The organism is Rhizobium acaciae (assembly GCF_025941625.1).
Taxonomy (GTDB): domain Bacteria; phylum Pseudomonadota; class Alphaproteobacteria; order Rhizobiales; family Rhizobiaceae; genus Rhizobium; species Rhizobium acaciae.
This window is the reverse complement of the sequence record NZ_JAPCZO010000006.1, coordinates 171,523-192,116: the sequence shown is the minus strand read 5'-3', so window position 1 is coordinate 192,116 and position 20,594 is coordinate 171,523. Positions and strand designations below refer to the sequence as shown.

Below are 20,594 nucleotides of genomic sequence, written 5' to 3'. Positions count from 1 at the left end.
CTCACAGTTTCAGTTGCCAGACGCCGGCCCCGGCGACGGCGCCAGCGAGCGTTGCCGAACGTACGGCGGCAAAGCCCGGAATGCGCTTGGACCCCGTCCAGCGGCCGTTGTCAGCGAAGACCTCGATGGAGCCGGCATCGAGGAAGATGCGCAGGCTGGACGGTTTCGCGCCGGTGGCGACGTAACGTGGCGGCGTCATACCGGTGCAAGCGTCGAAGACAATCGCCAGACCATCGGCATCGAGTTTCACGCCTAGATCGACATCCGGATGATCGAAGGTGAGATCGAAGGCGGCGCCCGGCTCGGTGAGATCAAGGACGATCTCGACGGCGCCGGTGCCGAGTGGCACGGTCTTGCCGGCGGCAAGCGCGGTGTCGTCCAGCAACTGATGGCGCAGGCTTTCGACGGCTGCGACCGGCGGGGTCAGCACGGTGTCGCCGTCGAGAAGCACGCTGCGCGGTAGGGTCATGGTCGTCGGGAAATCGTCCTTCTTGGAAAAATCCGTCCAGTTGGCGAGCCAGGCGATGCCGACCGGGTCGTTGCCATCAACGAAGGCCTGGAAGGCATAGGCATCCGAACCGAAATCCAACTCCTGCACGAACTCCGCAGTGAAGGTACGGCCATCGAAACCGCCGACGGTGACGGAGGTGAGATTGCGGCGGCCGGTGGCCGGGTCGCGGCTGGTGAGCAGACCGAAGATCAGCGCCCAGCGGGTTTTTCCGTTTTTGCCGGAAAGCGGCACCATGCAGGGGCATTCCGCCGCCGTCATGCCGAAACCGTCCTCACGATGGACGATGCCGAGGAAGGTCCAGCCATCGGCGCCTTGCGCGTCTGCAGTTTCATAGAGCAGTACGACGCCGCCCTGCCTGTCGCGGCTGCCGAGCAGCATCTTCCAGCGCCCGTCCGGGCCTTTGAAGACATAGGGGTCGCGGAAATCGGTGGTGAGGTTCAAGCCTTCCGGGCGCAGCGGCATCACGATTTCCGACGGACCGGCGACGATGCCGTCGCGGCTGACGGCGGAAAGCTGGATTTGCTCTTCCGGTTGCCGGTCACGCACATGCTCGGTGTAGAAGACGCGGATCTCCTCGCCTTCCGGGCCGGCGCCGGGGATCGCCGAGCCGGAGAAGGCACCGCCGCGGCCATCGTCCTTTTCCGATAGATGCACCGCCGGAAAGAGGAATATGGGCAGATGCCTCCAGCGGACGAAATCCTTCGAGACGGCATGACCCCAGTGCATAGTGTTCCAGCGCGGCTCATGAGGATAATGCTGGTAGAAGAGGTGAGCGTTTTCGCCGAACCGTCCAAAACCGTTCGGATCGTTCATCCAGCCGAAGGGCGGGCGGAAATGGTAGCTGTCGGGCAGGTCGGGGGCGGCGGTGCGGGCATCGCTGTGCAGGACGCGGATGCCCTCCTTCATCACGGTTTCCGGCCGAAAGGCGTAAGCGACGGAGAGCGCTGTGCTTGTCGCATCATAAGACAGCGTGGCACGACCGCCCTTCGCGAGCGTCACAGCGAAGAACTCAAATTCCCCTGTGCGGCGGGTCGAGAGCTCGCCGATGTCGTTGCCATCAACGGCGACGAAGAGCTTCGCCTCGCCGCCGGCATGGCGCGCCTTCAGCCAGAGATGCAGCACCGTGCCTTCGGGCAGTTCCGCTTCAATGGTTTCAGGTGCTGACGTTTCGGATTTTGCCTGCAGAGACATGATCAACCTTTCACGGCGGAGCCGACGAATGAACTGACGAACCAGCGCTGGAAAGCCAGATAGAGAATGAGGACCGGGATCATCATCAGCACCGAGGCGGCCATGGCGCGGTCCCAGTAGATGCTGTCCTGTCCGAAGAAGGTGGCGATGGCGACGGCAATCGGCCGAGCATAGTCGGTCTGGGTGACCAGCGTCGGCCAGAGATACTGGTTCCAGCTTTCGATGCCCATGAGGATTGAGACCGTGGCGAGCGCCGGCAGGCTGAGCGGCATGTAGATCGACCGGTAGATGCGGAAGGCCGATGCGCCGTCCATTTCCGCCGCTTCATAGAGTTCTTTCGGCAGCTGCGCGAAGAACTGGTAGAAGAGGAAGACATAGAGCGGGCTTGCCACCCAGGGCAGGATCTGCACCGCGAACGTATCCGTCAGCCCCGCCCGCGACATCATGACGACGAGCGGCATGATGATGCTTTCCTGCGGGATGACATAGAGCGCGACGACCAGCGCCAAGAGTGCCGCCTTGCCGCGCAGCGAGCCCCAGGCGAGAACGAAGCCCGCCATGGAATTGACGACCAGTCCCGAGACGACTGTGGCGACGAGGATCACCAGCGAATTGAAGAGATATCGGCCATAGGCCAGCTCGCCGGAGAAATGGGCGATCTCCTTGTAGTTCGACAGCGTCGGGTCGCTGACCCAGAAGGCGCGGAAGCTGCCCATGTCGGCGAGGATGCGGAAGCGGTCGTCCTTCAGGCTGGCGATCAGCAGCATGAACAGCGGCGAGATCATCACCAGCGCGATGACCAGGATGCAGAGGCTCTGCACGATGCGCAGGCTTCTCTTGCCGTTGCCCCTTGTGATTGCCAGCGGGACGGGCTGGGTCAAAGCGAGATCAGACATCGAAGCGCCTCAGGAGTTTGCGTTGCAAGAGCGCGATCAGAAGAACGATGACGAAGAGGATGACGGACACGGCCGATGCGTAGCCGAGTTTCTGCTCCTCGAAGCCGGCGCGCACCATGTAGTGGACAACGGTTTCGGTGCTTTCGTTCGGGCCGCCCTGGGTGAGGATTGCCACCTGCGTATAGAGCTTGAAGGCCTGGATCGTGGTGATGACCAGCACGAAGACATGGGTCGGGCGAAGGCCGGGCATGGTGACGTGCCAGAAGCGGCGCAGCGCGCTTGCCCCGTCGATGCGGGCGGCATCGTATAGTTCTTCGGGAATGCCCTGCAGGCCGGCGAGATAGATGATCATCTGAAAGCCATAGGCCTGCCAGGCTGAAAGCAACACGATGGAGAACATCGCCCAGTTGGGGTCGCCGAGCCAGTCGATCGGCTGAATCGTGCCGCCGGAAAGGAAACCGACGATCTGGTTGAGCGGGCCGCTCGGATACTGGAAAAGCGTGCCCCAGATGACGCAGACCACCACCATGGAGGTGATCGCCGGCAGAAAGAACAGGCCGCGCAGCAGGTTTTGCATCGGCAGCTTCTGATGCAAGAGCAGCGCGGTCAGGAAGGCGAGGCCGCACTGCAGCGGCAGCACCCAGACGGTGAAGCGCGTGACGTTCCACAGCGAGGTCCAGAACAGCGGATCGGTGAAGACGCGCTCGAAATTCAGGAGGCCGACGAAGCGCACCGGCGTCGGGCGCGGCACGAGCGGCTGGTTGGTCATCGCCGTCCAGAAGGACAAGAGGAACGGTGTGATCAGGAATATCGCCATAAGCAGAAAGGCAGGCGCGATCATCGCCATTTCCTGCCAGAGCCGCTTGTTGTCGCGGCGTTTGGCCGGACGTCGCAAAGCGGGCGTGGAGGTCTGTTGCAAAGTCATTGTTTCCTCCTCATCGGTCATCCTCCCGAGATGGTTCAGGGGCCGGCAGGACGAGCCGGCCCCGTCAAAACCCCTTACTGCTGCTCGTCGAAGGGTGGGTAGCCGGCGTTGTCCTCGATATCCTCGTCGATCTTCTTGGCAGCGGCCGTCAGCGCTTCCTGCGCGTCACCACCGTTGAAGATCTTGTCGACGGCCTGCATGAAGGCCGAGGTGATTGTCGGATAGGCCGGGTGCGGCGGACGGGCGATCGCGGTCTTGGAAGCCTGCTCAAAGGCGACGGCGAGCGGACCGCCTTCCGCATAGAGCGGGGAACCGGCGGCGAAGCTCTTCAGGCCCGGATAGGCGGACTGGGTTTTGGCGTACTCTCTGTACTCCTTGTCCTTCAGCAAGAAGCTCAGGAACTTGCCGGCGATCTCAGGGTTTTCCGAGGTCGCGGAAATGCCCCAGATCCAGGTTCCGTTCGGGCTCACGCCCTTGTCGCCGATCTTCGGCAGCGGCATGACGACGATATTGTCCTTCATCGCTGCCGATGCCTCCGCGTAGAACCAGTGGCCGCCCATGGCGAGCGCGGCCGGCTGTCCCTCGGCGTAGAACTGGTTGGTGCCGGACGAAGTCGGTACGACCCAGCCCTTCTTCACCCAGTCCTGCATCATCGTCAGCGCCTTGACGCAGGCCTCGCCATCGAGCGTGCCGCTGGCCTTCCAAGTCTTGCGGTCGATCAGGTCGCAGCCGGCGCTTTCGAGCAGGGGGCCGTAGGCATAGGTGATCCACTCGGTCTTGATGCCGTAACCTCGGAAGGTGTCGATCGGCCACTTCACGCCTTCAAGCTTGGAAAGCTTTTCGAGATAGCCTTCGAATTCCTCGCGGGTCCAGGCATCGTCGACCGATTTCGGAATGCGGGCGCCAATGGCTTCAAGATATTTCTTATTGCCGTAGAGCACGACCGAGGAGTCGGTGAGCCCGATCGCATAGAGGTCCTTGTCGATCGGATAGGTGCCCTGGGCGATATTCGAATCCGTCATGTCATCGAGCAGGTCCTTGTCAATGAGCGGCTTGACGGCCTGCAGATAGCCGGACCAGACATAATTGGCGAGGAACGGAGCATCAAGTTCCATGATATCGGGCAGCTGCTTGGCCATGACGGCGGCGCTGAACTTTTCGTTATAGGCATCGTGCGGCGCGTAGATCATCTCGATGTCGACATCGGGATTGGCGGCCTCGAAGCGGGTGGCAACGTCGCCATAGGCCTTCACCCAGCCGGGATCGCCCTGGTGCATGACGTGGATGACGGTCTTCGCCTCGGCGAAACCGGCGGTCGCGACCAGGGTAGCGGACGCTAAGAGTGCGGAAAGTAAACGATTACCCATTAAAATCCTCATTTCGTATTCTCCTCCTGTTTGGCACTATTCGATGTTCAGACGGATGCCCGTTCGACCAGATGGAACGGCAGTTTATGCAGATGCGGCGGTTCGGGCTGCTCCGCCAGGAGGATCTCCATGGCAAGGCGGCCCATGGCGCGGTGCGGCAGGGCCATCGTCGTCAATGGCGGGTCCAGCCGCGAGGCAAGCTCAACCTGGTTGTCGAAGCTTGCCACCGCGATATCATCCGGAATGCGAAGGCCGGCGCGGGCAAGAGCCGCATAGACTTCCATCGCCACGCGGTCATTGCCGCACAGGATGGCGTCCGGCCGTTGACCGAATTTGAGAAGCGCCTCCACGTGAGAGGCAACAAGGCTTGGCGCGCGGTCGCTGTAGACGCTGCGGCGCACCGCCGGCAACACGCCGATGGGATCGATGCCCGCCTCCTCAAGCGCCGCACGAAACCCCATCTCGCGTAGCGTGCCGGCGAGAATGCCCGGCAGGTTGATAAAGGCGATGCGACGGCGGCCGGCGACGAGGAGATAACGCACGATCTCCCGCGCGCCGCCCTCTTCGTCCGGCACCAGCGCGGTGACGCGGCCGGCAGCCTCGCGGCAGTTGATCATGACGCCGACGGAGCCCGCCAATCTGTCCGGCAGGGCGACATCCTTGTGGTACATGGCGGCATAAGCAACGGCGCGCGGCCGGAACTGCTGCACCTCGTCGAGCACCGAGCCGATAGACTGGCCGCTGCGGTGGTTGACCGCAAAGACCGCCATGCCGGCACCGCGGGCCGCCCCGTCGAGGCCACGTACGATCTCGGTGGCGAAGGGCGAAGTGATGAGGCCGTCGGAGACGACGCCGACCAGCGGCAGCCAGCCCTGACGCACGCCACGCGCCGCAAGGTTGGTCACGTAGCCGAACTCTTCCGCAATGGCCTTGATCTTCTGGCGCGTATCGTCCGACATGCGGGCGGAGCCGCCGTGCAATGCGCCGGAAACCGTCTTTACCGAGACTCCCGCACGTTCCGCGATGTCAGAAAGAGATACTGCCACGATCCTCGCCATCCTCCTTGGGTGATCGATTACCCAATACTCGCGGCGGACGCGTTTTGTCAAGCGGCTTTTACGAGCACTGCTCAGCGTTCCGAACGCCTATCTGTCAATCGGCGCACAAAAATTGCCCCCTTATCGGCGCGCAATCTTCACCCGCTGTAGACGATCAGCGCTTTGCTTGGCCGGGGTTGAAAGAGGGTAGGCCGACTGCGGGTGACTGGCTTCTTCGGCTTTAGCTTTGAGAGCGGCTTTGAGGCGCCAGGATTCCTTTCCGGTTTCGACGATCTCGCAATTGTGGGTCAGGCGGTCGAGTAGCGCCGTCGTCATCTTCGCGTCGCCGAACACCGACGGCCATTCACCGAAGGCCAGGTTTGTCGTGACGGTGATCGAGGTGCGCTCGTAGAGCCTGCTTGATCAGGTGGAACAGGTGCTGGCCACCGGCAAACGCGCGGGAATGAAAGCAGTCGGGTTCACCTTCACCGGAGGTGGCCACGCGGCCGGTACAACGCGCCTTCCGGAAAATGATGGCTTTAGTGGAGCGTGCCGCTGATCACCATTTTTGACACGAATGCGGAAAGAAGCTGGCTATCGAAATGGCCCGGCGAATTCATCATCATGTTGATTGCCTCTGCTTGCGAGAAGGCGCGCTTATATGGCCTGATCGTGGTCAGCGCTTCGTAAACGTCACAAATCGCCGCAAGCCGGGCGACGTAAGGGATCTTCTTTCCGGCGAGCCGGCCAGGATAGCCCGAGCCATCGAACTTTTCGTGGTGGTAGCGACAAATGTCGAGCACCGGCTTCGGGACATGGGCGACATGAGAAACCAGCTCATATCCCCGCTGAGGATGCCCGCGGACAAGATCCATTTCCTCGGCCGTCAGCTTGCCGGGCTTCGTCAAAATTTCGTCCGGGAGCGCCATTTTTCCAAGATCGTGAACCAGTCCACCCAGTCCTAATACTCGCACATCCTCTTCTCCATGACCGAGGCTGCGCCCTAGGGTGATCATCAACGCGCTTACCGCAAGAGAGTGGAGGAACGTCAGCTCATCTTTTTCCTTGAGCTTTGCGACTGCGATCAGCGCGCCGGCATTGTCGAAGGCTGCCGACATGATCCGCTCCACAGCTGCGCTTGCCGCATCACTGGCGAAAGAGGCTTTGATCCTGGCGTGGGCAAGCATTTGACGGATCTGCGGTCTTGTATCCTCGACGCATTCCCTCGCCTGCTTGATATCCTTTGCTGAAAACACGGCACGAAGCTGGGCGTCAAACGCAGCCCGGTCGATGTCCTGTGCCCCGCCCGGGTCGACATCCGCGCCTTTTCCGACGTCGATAACAACAGTCATCAGACGGTTTTCCATCAAACTCTCGACCTGACCGGCGGCCGAGATCAGGAACGGCTTGAACCGGCGTGTCCTGTCTTCTCCCTCAATTTCGACGTCCTCGACATACATTCCTACCCGCAATTGGCTGACATGTATCCGTTTTCGCATCTCTGATCCGTTCAAAATAATCTTGATACTCAAGCGTTGTCTCAGGTATCCGGGGCTGGCCCGAGCGCGAAAACCTCGCTCAGGCTATAGGGCTCCGGCACGGGTCTTGTCTTGGTTGAGCCGTTGTCCATGCTGCTCTAAAATGGCCGCGGCAACCGTGCGATCGACTGCTTTCGAAAACAGATAGCCCTGTCCGAGCTTGCAGCCGAGCTGGCTCAATTGAACAGCTTGGGGTTCTGTTTCGATCCCTTCTGCGACGACCCGGATTCCCAGCTTGTCAGCTATTCCGATCAGGCCCTCAACGATGAAGGTCCCAGCGTCGCCCGGCACCATGCGGTCGATGAAGGACTTGTCGATCTTGATGATGTCGACCGGCACCGTCAGCAGATGGGTCAAAGACGCGTAGCCCGTGCCGAAGTCGTCGAGGGCAACCCGCAAACCCTTGGAACGAAGAGCCTTAATCTCGTCCGCTACGACATAGTCCCGTTGTCCGAGATAGACCGATTCCGTCACTTCGAGGATGATGTGCTTGAGAGGAACCTCCGCTTCCCCGAAAATTCGGCACAGCCTGTCTTGCAGATTACCGCCACGAAAATCTGCGGCGGACAGGTTGATGCCGACATGCTGGAGAGGAAGGCCTCGGGCGAGCCAGCTGCGGATGTCTCTCGCAACCCTCAGCAACATCCGTTGGGTCAGCTCAGCAGCAATATGCGCGTCTTTCGTCGCCTCATGGAAATGCGCTGCGGCTATGATTTCGCCGGAAGGCGTGGTCATTCGACACAAGGCTTCGAAACCTACAATTTCCCGCGTATCCAGGCGCAAGATCGGTTGGTAATGCGCGTCGATCCGATCGTCTTCCAGAGCAACGCCCACGTCCCGAACCGCCCTGAAGCGTCTGGTCAGGGCGGTGCCCAGGCCGGGATAGTGTTGCACGTACCGGCCACGGTTGTGTTCTTTCGCATGATAGAGCGCCAGATCGGCGTTCTGGCGGGTCTGGTCAGGGTTTGTTTCCGTCTTTGCCAACGCGCCGCCAATCGTCGCGGCGGGAAAGACGACATGACCGTCACACGTCGAAGGAGAGGACAGTGCTTTGAGGATGTCGGTTGCCCTCGCATTCAGATCAAGGTCTTTGTCGTCCGACACAATGACAGCAAACTCATCTCCACCGAGCCTAAACGTGTTTAGGGAGCCTGCTGTCGTGGCGACCCGGTCCGCAACCACTTGAATCAATGCGTCGCCGGCTGCGTGCCCGAACGTATCGTTCACGAGTTTCAAGTTGTCGATGTCAACCAGCAAGATGCCCCAGGCGTGCCGGGATCGAGGCAGATCTTCGGCGAGAAGCTGGTTGAAACGAGCGCGATTCGACAGCCCCGTCAAAGCGTCGCTGTATGTCAGCCGCTGACGTTCCATCACCCGTTCTTCGCGATCGATGGCGATTGTGCAGAGATGGACACAAGCCTCGACGAGGTTCCGTTCGACGGCCTTCGGAGCGCCGTGTTCTCGATAATAGAAGGCGAAGGTGCCGATCACCCGCTCGCCACGCTTGATCGGGCTGGACCAGCAAGCCCGCAACCCCAGCGGAAGGACCAGGGACTTGAAATCCTGCCAACGAGGATCGGTCTCAATATCAGTGACAACGACCGCTTCTCCGAAATAGGCAGCGGCGCCACAGGAGCCCGCAAGAGGACCGGCTTCAAGATTGTCGACAGCCGCTGAATAGTCAGGCGGAAGGGAGGGGCCAGCAAGTGTGTGAAGACGGCTCCCGTCGAATGTCAGCACCGAAGCGGTGATTCCGGGGACGGCGGCCTCGACCCTGAGGCAAAGCTGCTCGATCGTTGCTGCCAGCGGTTCCCCTTTGGCAATCATTTCCAGAATGGCATTCTGCAACTCAAGGATCATGACGTCACTTCCCGGAAGGAGACCCTCCGTACCAAACCGACTTTCAAATCAGGTTACGCCGTTGATTAGATTTTGATCGAATGAACGCACTCGTGAGCCATCAACGGCCGAGCCCCCAAGCGGGGTAGAAGGTCCAGACCGGTCGATCGGCTCACGGAGGCCTTGAACGATCGATCGTGGGACTCATCTCCTTTGCTCGTGGAACAGACGTTCCGGGCTGTGAACGGGTGTGATGCCCGAGTGGGCGCATGCCCGGGGCGTCTCTGAGCGGCGGGGCTTGGTGCCCTGTTCCACGATGCCATGCCGTTTGAGGCAGACGTCCTCGACCGTCGGCTTGCTTCATTCAAATGTCACGGGGAGCAGAACATGACGAAAGTTCCAACTATCGCCCGTATCTGGCGCGGTCGTACGAAGCCGGAATTTGCTGATGAATATGAAGCTTACAATCGCGCTGAGGGAATTCCGCCACTGCTAAAGACGGCACTCGGCGTCCAATTGCTGCGCGAAGATCGAAAGGATGAAACATGGTTCACGACGATCTCCTACTGGGCCGACATGCAATCGATGACGGCGTTTACGAAAGGTGATCCGGAGCAGGTTCATCATCTGGCGCGGGATGCAGAACTGCTGTGCGAACTTCCGGAGCGTATCGAGATACACAAGATAGTGGTCCCCCCAAATCTGCGTTGAGCGTTCTTAGCTGTCTTCCTACAGCTCCCGCGTTTTTTGCCAGCCAGAGACAATCGCAGGATTCCTGTGGCTTTCATCAAGCCAAAACGTTTTGGCTTGACTCCCAAAACGTTTTGGAGAATCTTTTTCTCACTTCGGGAGGAAGATCTTGGCCAATCTCAAACAGCTCGCGCAATCGCTGGGACTATCGATCACCACGGTGTCGCGTGCGCTTGACGGTTATGCCGATGTGTCGGCGGCTACGCGCGAAAGAGTTCGCGAGGCTGCCGACAAGGTCGGCTACCGGCCGAATGCGTCCGCCCGCCGCCTGCGCAGGCAGCGCGCCGAGCTCGTTGCCGTCACGTTGCCGAGCGATCCCGGCCATATCGGCCCACCGCATTTCCTCGATATGTTGTCCGGCTGTGCCGAACATCTTGCCGCTGCCGGCCTCAATCTGGTGATTGCGCCGGTGCCGCGCGGCGAGAGCGAACTCGACATCTGCCGCCGCTTCGTCGATGGCCGCCGCGTCGACGCCATGCTTCTCGTCCGCACCAAACGGAAGGACGAGCGCGTCGAATTTCTGCAGTCGCGCGGCATTCCCTTCGTCACCAACGGCCGCACGGAAAGCCTGCTGCCCCATCCCTATATCGACGGCGACGGTTTTGCCGGCTTCCGGGCCGCGACGCTGCGCTTCCATGCTGCCGGCCACCGCCGTATCGGCCACATCGCCGGTCCGCAGGAATATTACTTCGCACATGACCGCTGCCGTGGCTGGCGGGCGGCGATGGAGGAATGCGGCCTTGCGACCGACCTCTGTGCCGAAGGCGCGCCGTTGGAACAGGGCGGTTATCTCGCGGCCTTGGAACTTCTGCGCCAACCGTCGCGTCCGACCGCACTCGTTTGCGCCACCGACGAAATGGCAATCGGAGCGCTCCGGGCGCTGCGCGAGGTCGATGGCGGCAACCAGATCAGCATTGTCGGCCATGACGACCTGGCGATGGGCGCGTTCACAAGCCCGCCGCTCTCGACCATGCGCATGACCGGCGAAAACCTCGGCGCGAGCTTCGCCTCGCTGCTGCTGCGCGCCATTGCCGGCGAACCCGCCGAAGAACTCCAGGAGCTTCACGCGATCGAATTCGTCGATCGCGACAGCCATCGCCGTCCCGCCAAGGCGGCATAGACAGCCGTGCATTCAAACAAAGAACAATGAAGGAGGAGAAGATGAAACATATCATGTCATTTGGAATTCTGGCTTCCACCGTGCTGGCCTTCGCCTCGCCGGTGCTTGCCCAGACGGTTTTCGTGTCCACCCAGCTTCGTCCGATCGAGGAGGCGACCGTCGTTCGCGAGGAGCTGCTGAAGGACGTCGGCTCGGTTGACTACGTGGTCGAGGAACCACCACAGTTTGCGGTGCGTATGGAAGCCGAGCGCCAGGCCGGCAAGCACACCGTCAGCCTCGTCGGCGCGCTGCATGGCGAGCTTTCGCCACTCGCCGACAAGGACACGCTTGAGCCGCTCGACGATCTCGCCAAGAAGCTGGCGGCAGGCGGCATGCCGCAGTCGCTGCTCGACCTCGGCAAGCTCGGTAAGTCGACCCAGCAGTACATCCCGTGGATGCAGGCGACCTATGTGATGGCCGCCAAGAAGGAAGCCCTGCAATACCTGCCCGCCGGCGCCGACGTGAACGCGCTGAACTACGATCAGCTGATCGCGTGGGGCAAGAATATGCAGGACGCCACAGGCCAACCGCAGATCGGTTTCCCGGCCGGCCCGAAGGGCCTGATGGCGCGCTACTTCCAGGGCTATTTCTATCCCTCCTTCACGGGAGGTGTCGTGCGCACCTTCCAGAGTGCCGATGCGGCCGCCGGCTGGGAGAAGCTGAAGGCGCTGTGGGCCTATGTGACGCCGAACTCGACCAGCTACGACTTCATGCAGGAGCCGTTGGCAGCCGGCGAAGTCATGGTCGCCTGGGATCATATCGCCCGTCTGAAGAATGCCATTTCGGCAGCGCCTGACGATTATGTCGTCTTCCCGGCGCCTGCGGGTCCGAAGGGCCGCGGTTATATGCCGGTCGTTGCCGGTCTCGCCATTCCGAAGGGCGCGCCCGACAAGGCCGGTGCAGAAAAGATCATCGAGCACCTGTCCATGCCGGAGACGCAGCTCCTGACTGCCTCCAAGGTCGGCTTCTTCCCGACGCTGAACATCAAGCTGCCGCCGGATCTCGATGCCGGCGTCGCCCTGCTCGCCGGTGCGGTCACGGCCACCCAGGCTTCCAAAGACGCGGTCATCTCGCTGCTCCCGGTCGGCCTCGGCGACAAGGGCGGCGAGTTCAACAAGGTCTACATGGACAGTTTCCAGCGCATCGTGCTGCAGAACGAGTCCGTCGCAGACGTCCTGAAGACCCAAGGCGCGACAATGGCCAAGCTGATGGCCGATACGAAAGCTGCCTGCTGGGCGCCCGATGCCAAGAGCGACGGCCCCTGCCCGGTCGAATAAATCCGCCTGCGAAGCGTCCGGGCGAAATGCCCGGGCGCTCTTTCAACCCTCTGTTCGTCGAGGCGGGAGCCGATGACCAATAGTCGACCCTGGATCCCCTATCTGCTGATCCTGCCATCCGTCGCCTTTCTGGCGCTGCTGTTCGCCGTGCCGCTGGTGCAGACGATCTGGCTGGCGGTTTCGGACAACGGCGCACCATCGCTCGCCAACGCCGAGCGCATGGTAACCGACATCAATTTCACCCGCTCGGTGAAGAACACCTTCCTGCTGACGATCGCGGTCGTGCCGGTGCAGATCGCCTTGGCGCTTGCCATGGGCACCATGGTCGCCAAGGTCGGCCGCGGACGCGAGACGATCCTGTGGATCTGGACGATCCCGCTCGGCATTTCCGATCTCGCCGCCGGTCTCGTCTGGCTGTCGATCCTGCAGAATACCGGCTATCTGAATTCGCTGCTCTTCGGCCTCGGCATCGTCAGCAGGCAGGCAAGCTGGCTTTCCTACCAGACGCCGGTCGCGCTCTTCATCGCCATTGCGGTCGCCGAAATCTGGCGCGGCACGGCCATCGTCATGGTCATCATCGTTGCCGGCCTCAACCAGGTGCCGAAGGAATTCAAAGAAGCGGCCGAAATCTTCGGCGCAGGTCCGTGGACGCGCTTCTGGCGCATCACCCTGCCGCTGATCCGCCCCGCCCTGCAATCGGCGCTGATCCTGCGCACCGTGCTCGCCTTCGAGGTCTTCGCGGTGGTCTATGCGCTCGGCGGGCGCAATTTCCCGGTTCTCGTCGGCGAGGCCTATAACTGGCAGAACCAGAACCAGAACTATAGCGTCGCCGCCGCCTACGCGGTGTTGATCATGATCATCTCGCTTGCCGCCACGCTCATCTATCTCAAAGCCTTGAAGGTCGATCCGGAGCGCCTGCCATGACCACGGATACCTCCAACACCGCCGGCTTCGTCTCTTCGCGCCGCTGGCTTCTCTGGAGCGGCATCGCCGCACTCTGTGCCTGGGTCTTGGTGCCGATCTATCTGGTGGCGCTCGGGGCGCTCGGTGGGCGCCAGGGCGTCTATGTCTGGCCGAAGACCGGACTTCCCACCGGCATATCGCTCGAGCCTTTCATTCTTTTTCTGAAGACCGAAGGCGTCGTCCAGTCCTTCCTGAATTCGCTGGGCGCAGCCGGCATCACGGTGGCGCTTTCGATCCTGCTCGGCGCGCCGGCCGGTTACGCGCTCGCCCGCTACGATTTCCGCGGCAAAGACAGCTACCGCCTTCTGGTGTTGCTGACCCGCGCTTTCCCGCTGGCAATCCTGGCATTGCCTCTGACCGTCTCCTTCATCCGGCTCGGCCTCTACGATACGATCCTCGGCGTCGGCCTCATCCATACGGTGCTGGCGCTGCCTTTTGCGGCACTCGTCACCCAGGGCATTTTCCTCGGCGTACCGAAGGAGTTGGAGGAAGCCGCCTGGGTATTCGGCTGCACCCGCATCCAGGCCTTCTTCAAGGTAGTGGCGCCCTTGGCGCTTCCCGGCATCGTCGCAACCGCGGTCTTTGCCTTCGTCATCTCGTGGAACGAGGTCTTTGCCGCCTCGGTGCTGACGGTGCGCAACCGCACGCTGACCGCCTACCTGCTGACCGTGCTTTCGGAAAGCCCGATGCATTACCGTTTTGCCGGGGGGCTGATGCTCATCCTTCCCTCGGTTGTCTTCATCTTCGCGGTCAGGCGTTACCTCTTCGCGATCTGGGGCATTTCCTCCAAGTAACGGGACCAGAGATATGGCCACTATTGTCATCGACCGCATCCGCAAGAGCTTCGGAGCCTTCCAGGCGCTGAAAGAGGTCTCGCTGACGATCAACGACGGCGAATTCGTCTCGCTGCTCGGTCCATCCGGCTGCGGCAAGACCACGCTGCTGCGCATCATCGCCGGCCTCGAGACGGCTACATCGGGAGATATCCGCATCGGCGACAAGTCGGTGATCGGCCTTGCACCCCGGGATCGCGGCCTTGCGATGGTCTTCCAGAACTACGCCGTCTTTCCGCATATGACGGTTTACGAGAACGTCGCCTTCGGGCTGCGGATGCAGAAGGTCGACGACGCCAGAGTGAAGGCGCAGGTCGAGAAAGCCGCTGGCCTCCTGCATATCGAGCAATATCTCGACCGCTACCCGAACAAGCTTTCCGGTGGTCAGCGCCAGCGCGTCGCGGTCGCTCGCGCCCTTGCCGTCGAACCGAAGGTGCTGCTGATGGACGAGCCGCTTTCGAACCTCGACGCGCTGCTCCGTCTCGAAATGCGCACCGAGCTCAAGACCGTGCTGCAATCGGCAGGCACCACGACGATCTATGTCACCCACGACCAGACGGAAGCGATGGGCCTTTCCGACCGCATCGCCGTCATGCATGGCGGCGTGGTCGAGCAGGTCGGCCATCCGGTCGAGATCTACAACCACCCGGCGACACGTTTCGTCGGCGGCTTCATCGGCAACCCGCCGATGAACTTCATCGAGGTGCCGGTTTCGAACGGCCAGGTGGCGGCCGGCGCCGAACGGCTCGTGGCGCCGCAGGAATCCGGCGATCAAATCATCCTTGGCCTGCGCGGCGAGGCTGTCGAACTCGCGCCGCTGCCCCAGGGTCTCGAAATGCGGGTACGCGTTGCCGAACCGATGGGCTCGCACCTGCTGTTGACCGGCTCGATCCACGACCAGCCGGTCCGCGTCATCCTGCCGGCCTCGGAAACCGTGAAGAGCGGCGATACGATCGGCCTGAGGCTCGACCAGAAGCGCATCACCTGGCTTTCGCCTGAAAGCGGCAAGTCCTTTCCGGCCGTTTTGGCCTAAGAATACCGGAGCATCCAGAATGAACACGCATATCGACCAGGCGAAGCGCATCCTCGCCGTGAACGATCGTGGCGGCTATACCGTGCCGACCGACAGGCTCTACCCCTTCCAGTGGAACTGGGATTCCGCCTTCGTCGCCATGGGCTTCGCGCTCTATGATACCGACCGCGCCTTTCGCGAGCTGGAGCGGCTGGTCGAGGGTCAGTGGGCGGACGGGATGATCCCCCATATCGTCTTCCACGCGCCAAGCGAAACCTATTTCCCGGGCCCGAATGTCTGGCGTACGCAGCACACGATCCCGACCTCCGGCATAACCCAGCCGCCGGTCTTTGCGATCGCGCTGCGCAAGCTGCATGACGCCGCCGGCAAAGGCGCCGAAGAGCGCACCCTGCCCCTCTACGAGGCGGCGCTGAAATGGCATCGCTGGTGGTATTCCGCCCGCGATCCTGAAGGCACCGGGCTCGTTGCGCTTCTACATCCGTGGGAAAGCGGCAGCGACAATTCTCCGGCCTGGGACATCGCGCTCGCCCGGGTGCCCACCACCACCGATACGCTTGTGGTGCGCAAGGATACCGGCCATGTCGATGCCGACATGCGTCCGCGCGACGAGGATTACCGCCGCTTCATTCATCTGGTCGATACCTATGCCGCCTGCGGCTGGGATCCGGCCAAACAATGGGAAAAGGCGTCCTTCAAGGTCGCCGAGATCCAGACGACCGCCATCCTGCTCAAGGCCGGCGAAGACCTCGAGCACCTTGCCCGCCTGTTCGGCCGGACCGGCGACGCAATCGAGATCGCTGCCTTCAACAACCGCACTCGCAAGGCGATGACGGCCCAATGGCGGCCGGACCTCGCCCGCTTCGTCTCGCGAGACCTGATCTCCGGCGAGGATGTCGAGGCCGCGACGCAAGCCGGTTTCATCCCCCTCCTCTCGCTGGACCTCGACAAGCAGGTTGCCGACGCGCTGGTTTCGGAAATGAAGGCCTGGTCCAAGGATCTCAAGGTCGCTTTTCCGACCACGAAGCCTGGCATCGCCAGCTGGGAGCCGAAGCGTTACTGGCGCGGCCCCGCCTGGGCGATCATCAACTGGCTTCTGATCGACGGACTGAAACGCAATGGCCATGCGGATGTCGCCGAAGAGCTGCGGCAATCCACCATCGCAGCGATCGAAACGGAAGGTTTCGCCGAATATTTCGACCCGGTCACCGGTGAAGGCTGCGGCGGCCTCGGCTTTTCCTGGACGGCCGCAGCCTATCTGTGGCTTGAGCGTGGCAGAGTGCTTGCCTGAGAATCGATCCTCATCAATCCGGCTGCCATGGCTGCATGGTGAGCACATTGCCGCCTAGCTTGGCGAAGGCGCGCTGGCGGCAGGAGAAGACGAGGATCTGCTGGTCGCGCGATTGGCGGTGCAGCGCATCGAACATCCGCTCGATCCGGTCGTCGTCGGAATAAACAAGCGCATCGTCGAGGATGACGGGTGCCGGCCGGCCGTCGCGGGCAAGCAGCCTTGCGAATGCAAGGCGGGTCAGCACCGAGAGCTGCTCCCGCATGCCGCCGCTCAGCCGGTCGACATCCTCCTCCAGGCCGTTGCGGCGCACGATCTGCGGCAGCAAGGTGTCGCCGTCGAAGGTAATCGAGATGTCGTCGAACAGCAGGCCGAGCAGCGGGGTGAGTTCGTTCATGACAGGCTTGAGATAAAGGTCGCGCGCGGCTGCTCGCGTCGCCGTCAGCGCCTTGCGCAGGCGATCCAGGACGGCGACCTCCGTCTCGAAACGCTTTACCTGCTCCCGCGCCGCATCAAGCAAACCGCGAGTTTCCAGCCAGTTTTCTTCCACCGCACTGTCTGAGCGGGTGCGGATCTGACCGCCGAGATCGGCAAGCTCCTCGCGAAGCTTGGCAATTTCGCGGCCTGCGGCGTCGGCGACCGAGCGCGCCCTGGCAAGGGCGGCCTCTGCACCTGCGAGGTCCCGACCTGTCCTGCGCAAAGGCGCGGCCCGGAGTTCGACAGCATCGACCTGTTCTTTGGCGCTGGAAAGTTTTACGGCAAGGTCCTGTTGCAATTCAGTCCGGCCGGCTTCGGGGCCGATGACCGCTTCGATCGCCTCGCGTTCCTGGCCAAGCCTGGCGTGCTCGGTCTGCGCGCGCAATATGGCCTCGCCTGCTTCCGTGCGCATCACTGACGCCTCCCGCGCCCGATTGCGCGCCAGTTCGATGCGTCGCGTCGCATCGGCGAGACGGGCGCGCACCTCCTCCGGGTTGGCGTCGAGTTCGACCGGACCCTGGCTGAGTTCAGCAAAGCGTGCGGCGTCGAGGTGAAGTTCGTCGATGCCATTCGGGGCGAGATCAGCGAGCCGCTGGCGTGCCCGCACCAGCTCCTCCTGCTTGTTCCGCGCGGCAATATCGCGCTGTCGTGCCGCCCGCAGACTGTCGACACCGAGCTTGGCAAGCAATGTTTGGCGCGTGGCTTCCGCACTCTCCAGCGCCCCGTCCGGCTCTGCCTGCCGGCTGGAATGGATGGTCAGCGTGCCGACGCCTGATACTTCGAGCTTCGCCATTCCGGCAAAGCTTCTATCCTCGCCCCCGGGCAAAGGCTGGCGGTCCATGCTCACCAATCCGGAGGCGTCTTTCAGGTAATCGATCCTGAGCGTGGGAAGGCCGACCTCGGCGGCCGCGCGCAAGCCGACGATCTTGAGATCCAGCGCTTCAAGCCGTTCGATCGCATCGAGCGGAATGGCGAGCAACGCATGTGCAGCCTCGCCATCTTCGATCTGCTGGCGCGCCGCTTCGGCCTGTTCCAGACGCAGACGCACCTCGGCCAGCCGCTCTGCGGCGTGGCGTGAACGGAGCGCTGCCTCCAGCCGCGCAAGCAGCTCGCGGTTTACCCGCTCCTCCTCTTCGGCCGCTTGCACCTCAGCCGTCGCAGCTTCGCTTTCAACAAGCGATGCCGCGCGTCGCTCGGCTGCATTTGAGAGTTCTTTTTCCGCCACGGCGAAACGCCGCGCGAGTTCGTCGCTGCGGTTCAATGTCGTGTGGAAGCGGTCGAAAGCCTGCTGCGCCTCATCGCGGCGGCTGGCAGCCAAAGTAGCCTCGGCGTCGAGCGCTTTGAGCTCCCTGTCGTGCAGTTTAGCGGCCTCGAGCACTGACTCGGCATTGGCAATCGCCGCTTTCCGGCCGGCCTCTTCGTCCGAATTTTCCAGTTCGCTGAGTCTGGCCTGCACTGAGCGGCGGCGGTCGAGCGCGCCGTGCAGCATCTCCACCTCCTTGGCCAGCCGCCCCTCCTCCGCCTGCAGCCGGTCGCGATCGTCGAGCGCGGCGGCAAAGCGGCCTCCGGTCTTTGGCCGGAGCGTTGCGGTGACCAGGCGATTGAGTTCATCCTCGCAGGCTTCGAGCACCGCCGACATACGCCGTCCGCCCGTCAGCGCCTCCACCTCGCCCTGCACTGAAGACAACAGGCTTTCGCGCACCCGCTTGTCGTTTTCTTCCTCGCTCTTGCTACGATTTTCGATGCCGGTGATGCCCTGGCGCACCCAGAGCAGGCCTGCCGGGCCGGCAGTTCCGCCGGAAATGAGATCGCCGATGAAAGCCTCGGCCTCGTCGGCCTGGGCGACGAGCCGGCCGCTGCCGAGATCGGTGACGCTGGCGCGCCGTCCGCCATAGAACTGCTTGGTCAGGCGGTAGCGGCCGGCTTCGATCGTGATGTCGGCCTCAACGATCGGATTGCCGCCGCTATAGGGGCGCAGCATCTGCACGCTCTTTGGCGTGCCGCCGTGCGGCTGGAAGAACAGCGCATGCAGCGCCTCGAAACAGGTTGATTTGCCGTGTTCGTTGGCGGCGCTCAGCACATTGACGCCGTCGGCGATTCCTTCGACGGATATGCCGCGGCCGGCGAAGCGTTTGACATTGTGAAGGCGAAGAGCGTTGAGTTTCATCGATCGATCGCCTCGCAATAGGAAAACAGGCGGATCAACGCCTCGCGCGCCACGCCCCTGTCATCGCCCGAGCGGGATTGGTCGAGGCTTTCGGCAAGCAGCAAATCCGCAGTATCGCGCAGCGCACCGGCTCGGTCGATGATCTCGAGATCATCGCTCTCGCAATCGGTCCCCAGCAGGTCCGTATCGATCTCCAGATGCGCAAATTCCGGCGCGACCTGTTGCAGCAGGCTGGTCATTGCTGTGCGCCCGTTCAATCGGGCACGGCCGGACAGCGCGACGCGCAACAGGGTTTGTCGCCGCGCGAAGGGTTCCGGCAGTGCCGCCTTCAGCGCTTCAACGCCGTCTTCTGACGCCAGCAGGGGAAGCTGCAATGTCTGCCAGGAAAAGCTGGCGGTCACTGCTGCCGTCGTCGTCGGCATCGCTCCCTGCCCGGCAATCGAAACGACCATCGCCTGCCCCGGCCGGTCATGCTTGAAACGGTCCGGCTCGGGCGCGCCGCTATAATATGTTCTGGCGTCCACCGCGACCGATCCGTGCCAATCGCCGAGCGCCATGTAGTCGAGGCCGGCCAGCGCCGCGCGGTTCGGCGCAATCACATTGGTGGCCGTGGCATCCTCCGAAAATTCCTGGATTTCGGGCCATGGGCGAGGCCAATGCGGATGGAGCCGTCCGGCGTGGCTGCACCCGTCATCCATTCGGTCAGGTCACGGCCCGACCGCCTGGTCGTGCAAGGCGCCGGCAGCAGGATGACATCAGGTCCAAGCGGGAGGGGCGCCGCTTCCGTCGCCAGGATGACATTGTCGGGCACCACGCCGCGCGCAGCGCTCCAGAGCTGGTCCGCCAGCAGTGAATCGTGATTGCCCGGAAGGAGAACCCAGCGCAGCGGCGTATTCCGAGCCATCTCGCCAAGTGCTTGGCGAAGCACGGCAGGCGTCGGCGTCTCGGTATCGAAGGTGTCGCCCGCGAGCAGGATGACACCAGCCCCATGCTCTCGTGCCGCACTGGCGAGTCTCCCGATCACGCCATGCCGCGCCTCGCGCAGGCGTCCTCTCAAATCCTCCGGAAGATTGCCAAATCGCTTGCCGATATGCAGGTCCGAACTGTGCAGGAAGGAAAACATTAATCAGCCATGTTTGCGATGCGCTGCGAGTTTTCGAGCATGGTCAAGGACCTCTCGTCCGCAGTTGTGATTCCGTTGTTCCGAGGCAGACCATGCCTCCCGGTTATGGGCGAGGCAAGTCCATCCTGGCCGAGCAAGCGGTTATCCAATGTTTGTCCAATTTTGAGCGGTGCACGACACCCATCCCGTCGCCGTAGAAGAATTATGCAGGCGCGGTGACCGA

15 protein-coding genes and 2 pseudogenes are annotated in these 20,594 nt (G+C 62.3%); 7 read left to right on the top strand and 10 right to left on the bottom strand.

Annotation, left to right across the window (positions count from 1 at the left end; genetic code table 11):
* Window position 1 precedes the first annotated feature (1 nt).
* The 8 genes and pseudogenes from OLZ32_RS11935 to OLZ32_RS11900 all read right to left on the bottom strand — a co-directional run bounded on the left by OLZ32_RS11935 (window position 2) and on the right by OLZ32_RS11900 (window position 9,325).
* Entirely contained in the window at window positions 2-1,702 is a 1,701-nt protein-coding gene (locus OLZ32_RS11935) for a glycoside hydrolase family 32 protein (RefSeq protein ID WP_264421154.1), read from the bottom strand.
* Between the two features lie 2 nt (window positions 1,703-1,704).
* Window positions 1,705-2,598, bottom strand: coding sequence for a carbohydrate ABC transporter permease (locus tag OLZ32_RS11930; protein ID WP_017991686.1), 894 nt, complete (start codon window positions 2,596-2,598; stop codon window positions 1,705-1,707).
* Window positions 2,591-3,523, bottom strand: coding sequence for a carbohydrate ABC transporter permease (locus OLZ32_RS11925; RefSeq protein ID WP_003550718.1), 933 nt, complete (start codon window positions 3,521-3,523; stop codon window positions 2,591-2,593). Before OLZ32_RS11925 ends, OLZ32_RS11930 begins: the two co-directional genes overlap by 8 nt.
* A 74-nt stretch (window positions 3,524-3,597) precedes the next feature.
* Complete coding sequence (locus tag OLZ32_RS11920) at window positions 3,598-4,890, bottom strand: ABC transporter substrate-binding protein (protein WP_264396167.1); 1,293 nt, start codon at window positions 4,888-4,890, stop codon at window positions 3,598-3,600.
* A 47-nt stretch (window positions 4,891-4,937) separates the two neighbouring features.
* On the bottom strand, window positions 4,938-5,948 hold the full coding sequence (locus OLZ32_RS11915) for a LacI family DNA-binding transcriptional regulator (protein WP_264396166.1): 1,011 nt from the start codon (window positions 5,946-5,948) through the stop codon (window positions 4,938-4,940).
* A gap of 120 nt (window positions 5,949-6,068) precedes the next feature.
* Window positions 6,069-6,384: pseudogene (locus OLZ32_RS11910) on the bottom strand (ATP-binding protein); the annotation flags it as partial.
* Window positions 6,385-6,466: 82 nt separating this feature from the next.
* Window positions 6,467-7,426 (bottom strand): HD-GYP domain-containing protein, encoded by a 960-nt coding sequence (locus OLZ32_RS11905; protein ID WP_264396294.1) that lies wholly within the window; start codon window positions 7,424-7,426, stop codon window positions 6,467-6,469.
* A gap of 84 nt (window positions 7,427-7,510) precedes the next feature.
* The gene (locus OLZ32_RS11900; protein WP_264396165.1) at window positions 7,511-9,325 is read right to left on the bottom strand and encodes a putative bifunctional diguanylate cyclase/phosphodiesterase; all 1,815 of its coding nucleotides are present in this window, start codon (window positions 9,323-9,325) and stop codon (window positions 7,511-7,513) included.
* Window positions 9,326-9,691: 366 nt separating this feature from the next.
* On the opposite strand from OLZ32_RS11900, the gene OLZ32_RS11895 reads away from it, so the two are divergent.
* From OLZ32_RS11895 to OLZ32_RS11865, 7 genes are all read left to right on the top strand, one after another.
* Window positions 9,692-10,015 carry an antibiotic biosynthesis monooxygenase family protein gene (locus OLZ32_RS11895; protein WP_264396164.1) on the top strand — a complete coding sequence of 108 codons (324 nt, stop codon included), beginning with the start codon at window positions 9,692-9,694 and terminating at the stop codon, window positions 10,013-10,015.
* A 148-nt stretch (window positions 10,016-10,163) separates the two neighbouring features.
* Window positions 10,164-11,174 (top strand): LacI family DNA-binding transcriptional regulator, encoded by a 1,011-nt coding sequence (locus OLZ32_RS11890; RefSeq protein ID WP_018493574.1) that lies wholly within the window; start codon window positions 10,164-10,166, stop codon window positions 11,172-11,174.
* A gap of 41 nt (window positions 11,175-11,215) precedes the next feature.
* On the top strand, window positions 11,216-12,490 hold the full coding sequence (locus OLZ32_RS11885; protein ID WP_264396163.1) for an ABC transporter substrate-binding protein: 1,275 nt from the start codon (window positions 11,216-11,218) through the stop codon (window positions 12,488-12,490).
* Between the two features lie 72 nt (window positions 12,491-12,562).
* On the top strand, window positions 12,563-13,414 hold the full coding sequence (locus tag OLZ32_RS11880; RefSeq protein ID WP_264396162.1) for a carbohydrate ABC transporter permease: 852 nt from the start codon (window positions 12,563-12,565) through the stop codon (window positions 13,412-13,414).
* On the top strand, window positions 13,411-14,247 hold the full coding sequence (locus OLZ32_RS11875; protein WP_264396161.1) for a carbohydrate ABC transporter permease: 837 nt from the start codon (window positions 13,411-13,413) through the stop codon (window positions 14,245-14,247). Before OLZ32_RS11880 ends, OLZ32_RS11875 begins: the two co-directional genes overlap by 4 nt.
* Window positions 14,248-14,260: 13 nt before the next feature.
* Window positions 14,261-15,319 (top strand): ABC transporter ATP-binding protein, encoded by a 1,059-nt coding sequence (locus OLZ32_RS11870; protein ID WP_264396160.1) that lies wholly within the window; start codon window positions 14,261-14,263, stop codon window positions 15,317-15,319.
* A 19-nt stretch (window positions 15,320-15,338) separates the two neighbouring features.
* Entirely contained in the window at window positions 15,339-16,607 is a 1,269-nt protein-coding gene (locus OLZ32_RS11865) for an MGH1-like glycoside hydrolase domain-containing protein (RefSeq protein ID WP_264396159.1), read from the top strand.
* 13 nt (window positions 16,608-16,620) lie between these two features.
* On the opposite strand, the gene OLZ32_RS11860 is transcribed toward OLZ32_RS11865, so the two are convergent.
* Window positions 16,621-19,248, bottom strand: coding sequence for an AAA family ATPase (locus tag OLZ32_RS11860; RefSeq protein WP_264396158.1), 2,628 nt, complete (start codon window positions 19,246-19,248; stop codon window positions 16,621-16,623).
* Window positions 19,245-20,371, bottom strand: a pseudogene (locus OLZ32_RS11855) (metallophosphoesterase family protein). The gene OLZ32_RS11860 and the pseudogene OLZ32_RS11855 overlap by 4 nt, the downstream one beginning before the upstream one ends.
* Between the last annotated feature and the right edge of the window lie 223 nt (window positions 20,372-20,594).

Excerpts from the sequence above, each read along its gene's own strand:
- OLZ32_RS11935 (WP_264421154.1), bottom strand. The coding sequence starts at position 1,702 with ATGTCTCTGCAGGCAAAATCCGAAACGTCAGCACCTGAAACCATTGAA.
- OLZ32_RS11930 (WP_017991686.1), bottom strand. The coding sequence starts at position 2,598 with ATGTCTGATCTCGCTTTGACCCAGCCCGTCCCGCTGGCAATCACAAGG.
- OLZ32_RS11925 (WP_003550718.1), bottom strand. The coding sequence starts at position 3,523 with ATGACTTTGCAACAGACCTCCACGCCCGCTTTGCGACGTCCGGCCAAA.
- OLZ32_RS11920 (WP_264396167.1), bottom strand. The coding sequence starts at position 4,890 with ATGGGTAATCGTTTACTTTCCGCACTCTTAGCGTCCGCTACCCTGGTC.
- OLZ32_RS11915 (WP_264396166.1), bottom strand. The coding sequence starts at position 5,948 with ATGGCGAGGATCGTGGCAGTATCTCTTTCTGACATCGCGGAACGTGCG.
- OLZ32_RS11905 (WP_264396294.1), bottom strand. The coding sequence starts at position 7,426 with ATGCGAAAACGGATACATGTCAGCCAATTGCGGGTAGGAATGTATGTC.
- OLZ32_RS11900 (WP_264396165.1), bottom strand. The coding sequence starts at position 9,325 with ATGATCCTTGAGTTGCAGAATGCCATTCTGGAAATGATTGCCAAAGGG.
- OLZ32_RS11895 (WP_264396164.1), top strand. The coding sequence starts at position 9,692 with ATGACGAAAGTTCCAACTATCGCCCGTATCTGGCGCGGTCGTACGAAG.
- OLZ32_RS11885 (WP_264396163.1), top strand. The coding sequence starts at position 11,216 with ATGAAACATATCATGTCATTTGGAATTCTGGCTTCCACCGTGCTGGCC.
- OLZ32_RS11880 (WP_264396162.1), top strand. The coding sequence starts at position 12,563 with ATGACCAATAGTCGACCCTGGATCCCCTATCTGCTGATCCTGCCATCC.
- OLZ32_RS11875 (WP_264396161.1), top strand. The coding sequence starts at position 13,411 with ATGACCACGGATACCTCCAACACCGCCGGCTTCGTCTCTTCGCGCCGC.
- OLZ32_RS11870 (WP_264396160.1), top strand. The coding sequence starts at position 14,261 with ATGGCCACTATTGTCATCGACCGCATCCGCAAGAGCTTCGGAGCCTTC.
- OLZ32_RS11865 (WP_264396159.1), top strand. The coding sequence starts at position 15,339 with ATGAACACGCATATCGACCAGGCGAAGCGCATCCTCGCCGTGAACGAT.
- OLZ32_RS11860 (WP_264396158.1), bottom strand. The coding sequence starts at position 19,248 with ATGAAACTCAACGCTCTTCGCCTTCACAATGTCAAACGCTTCGCCGGC.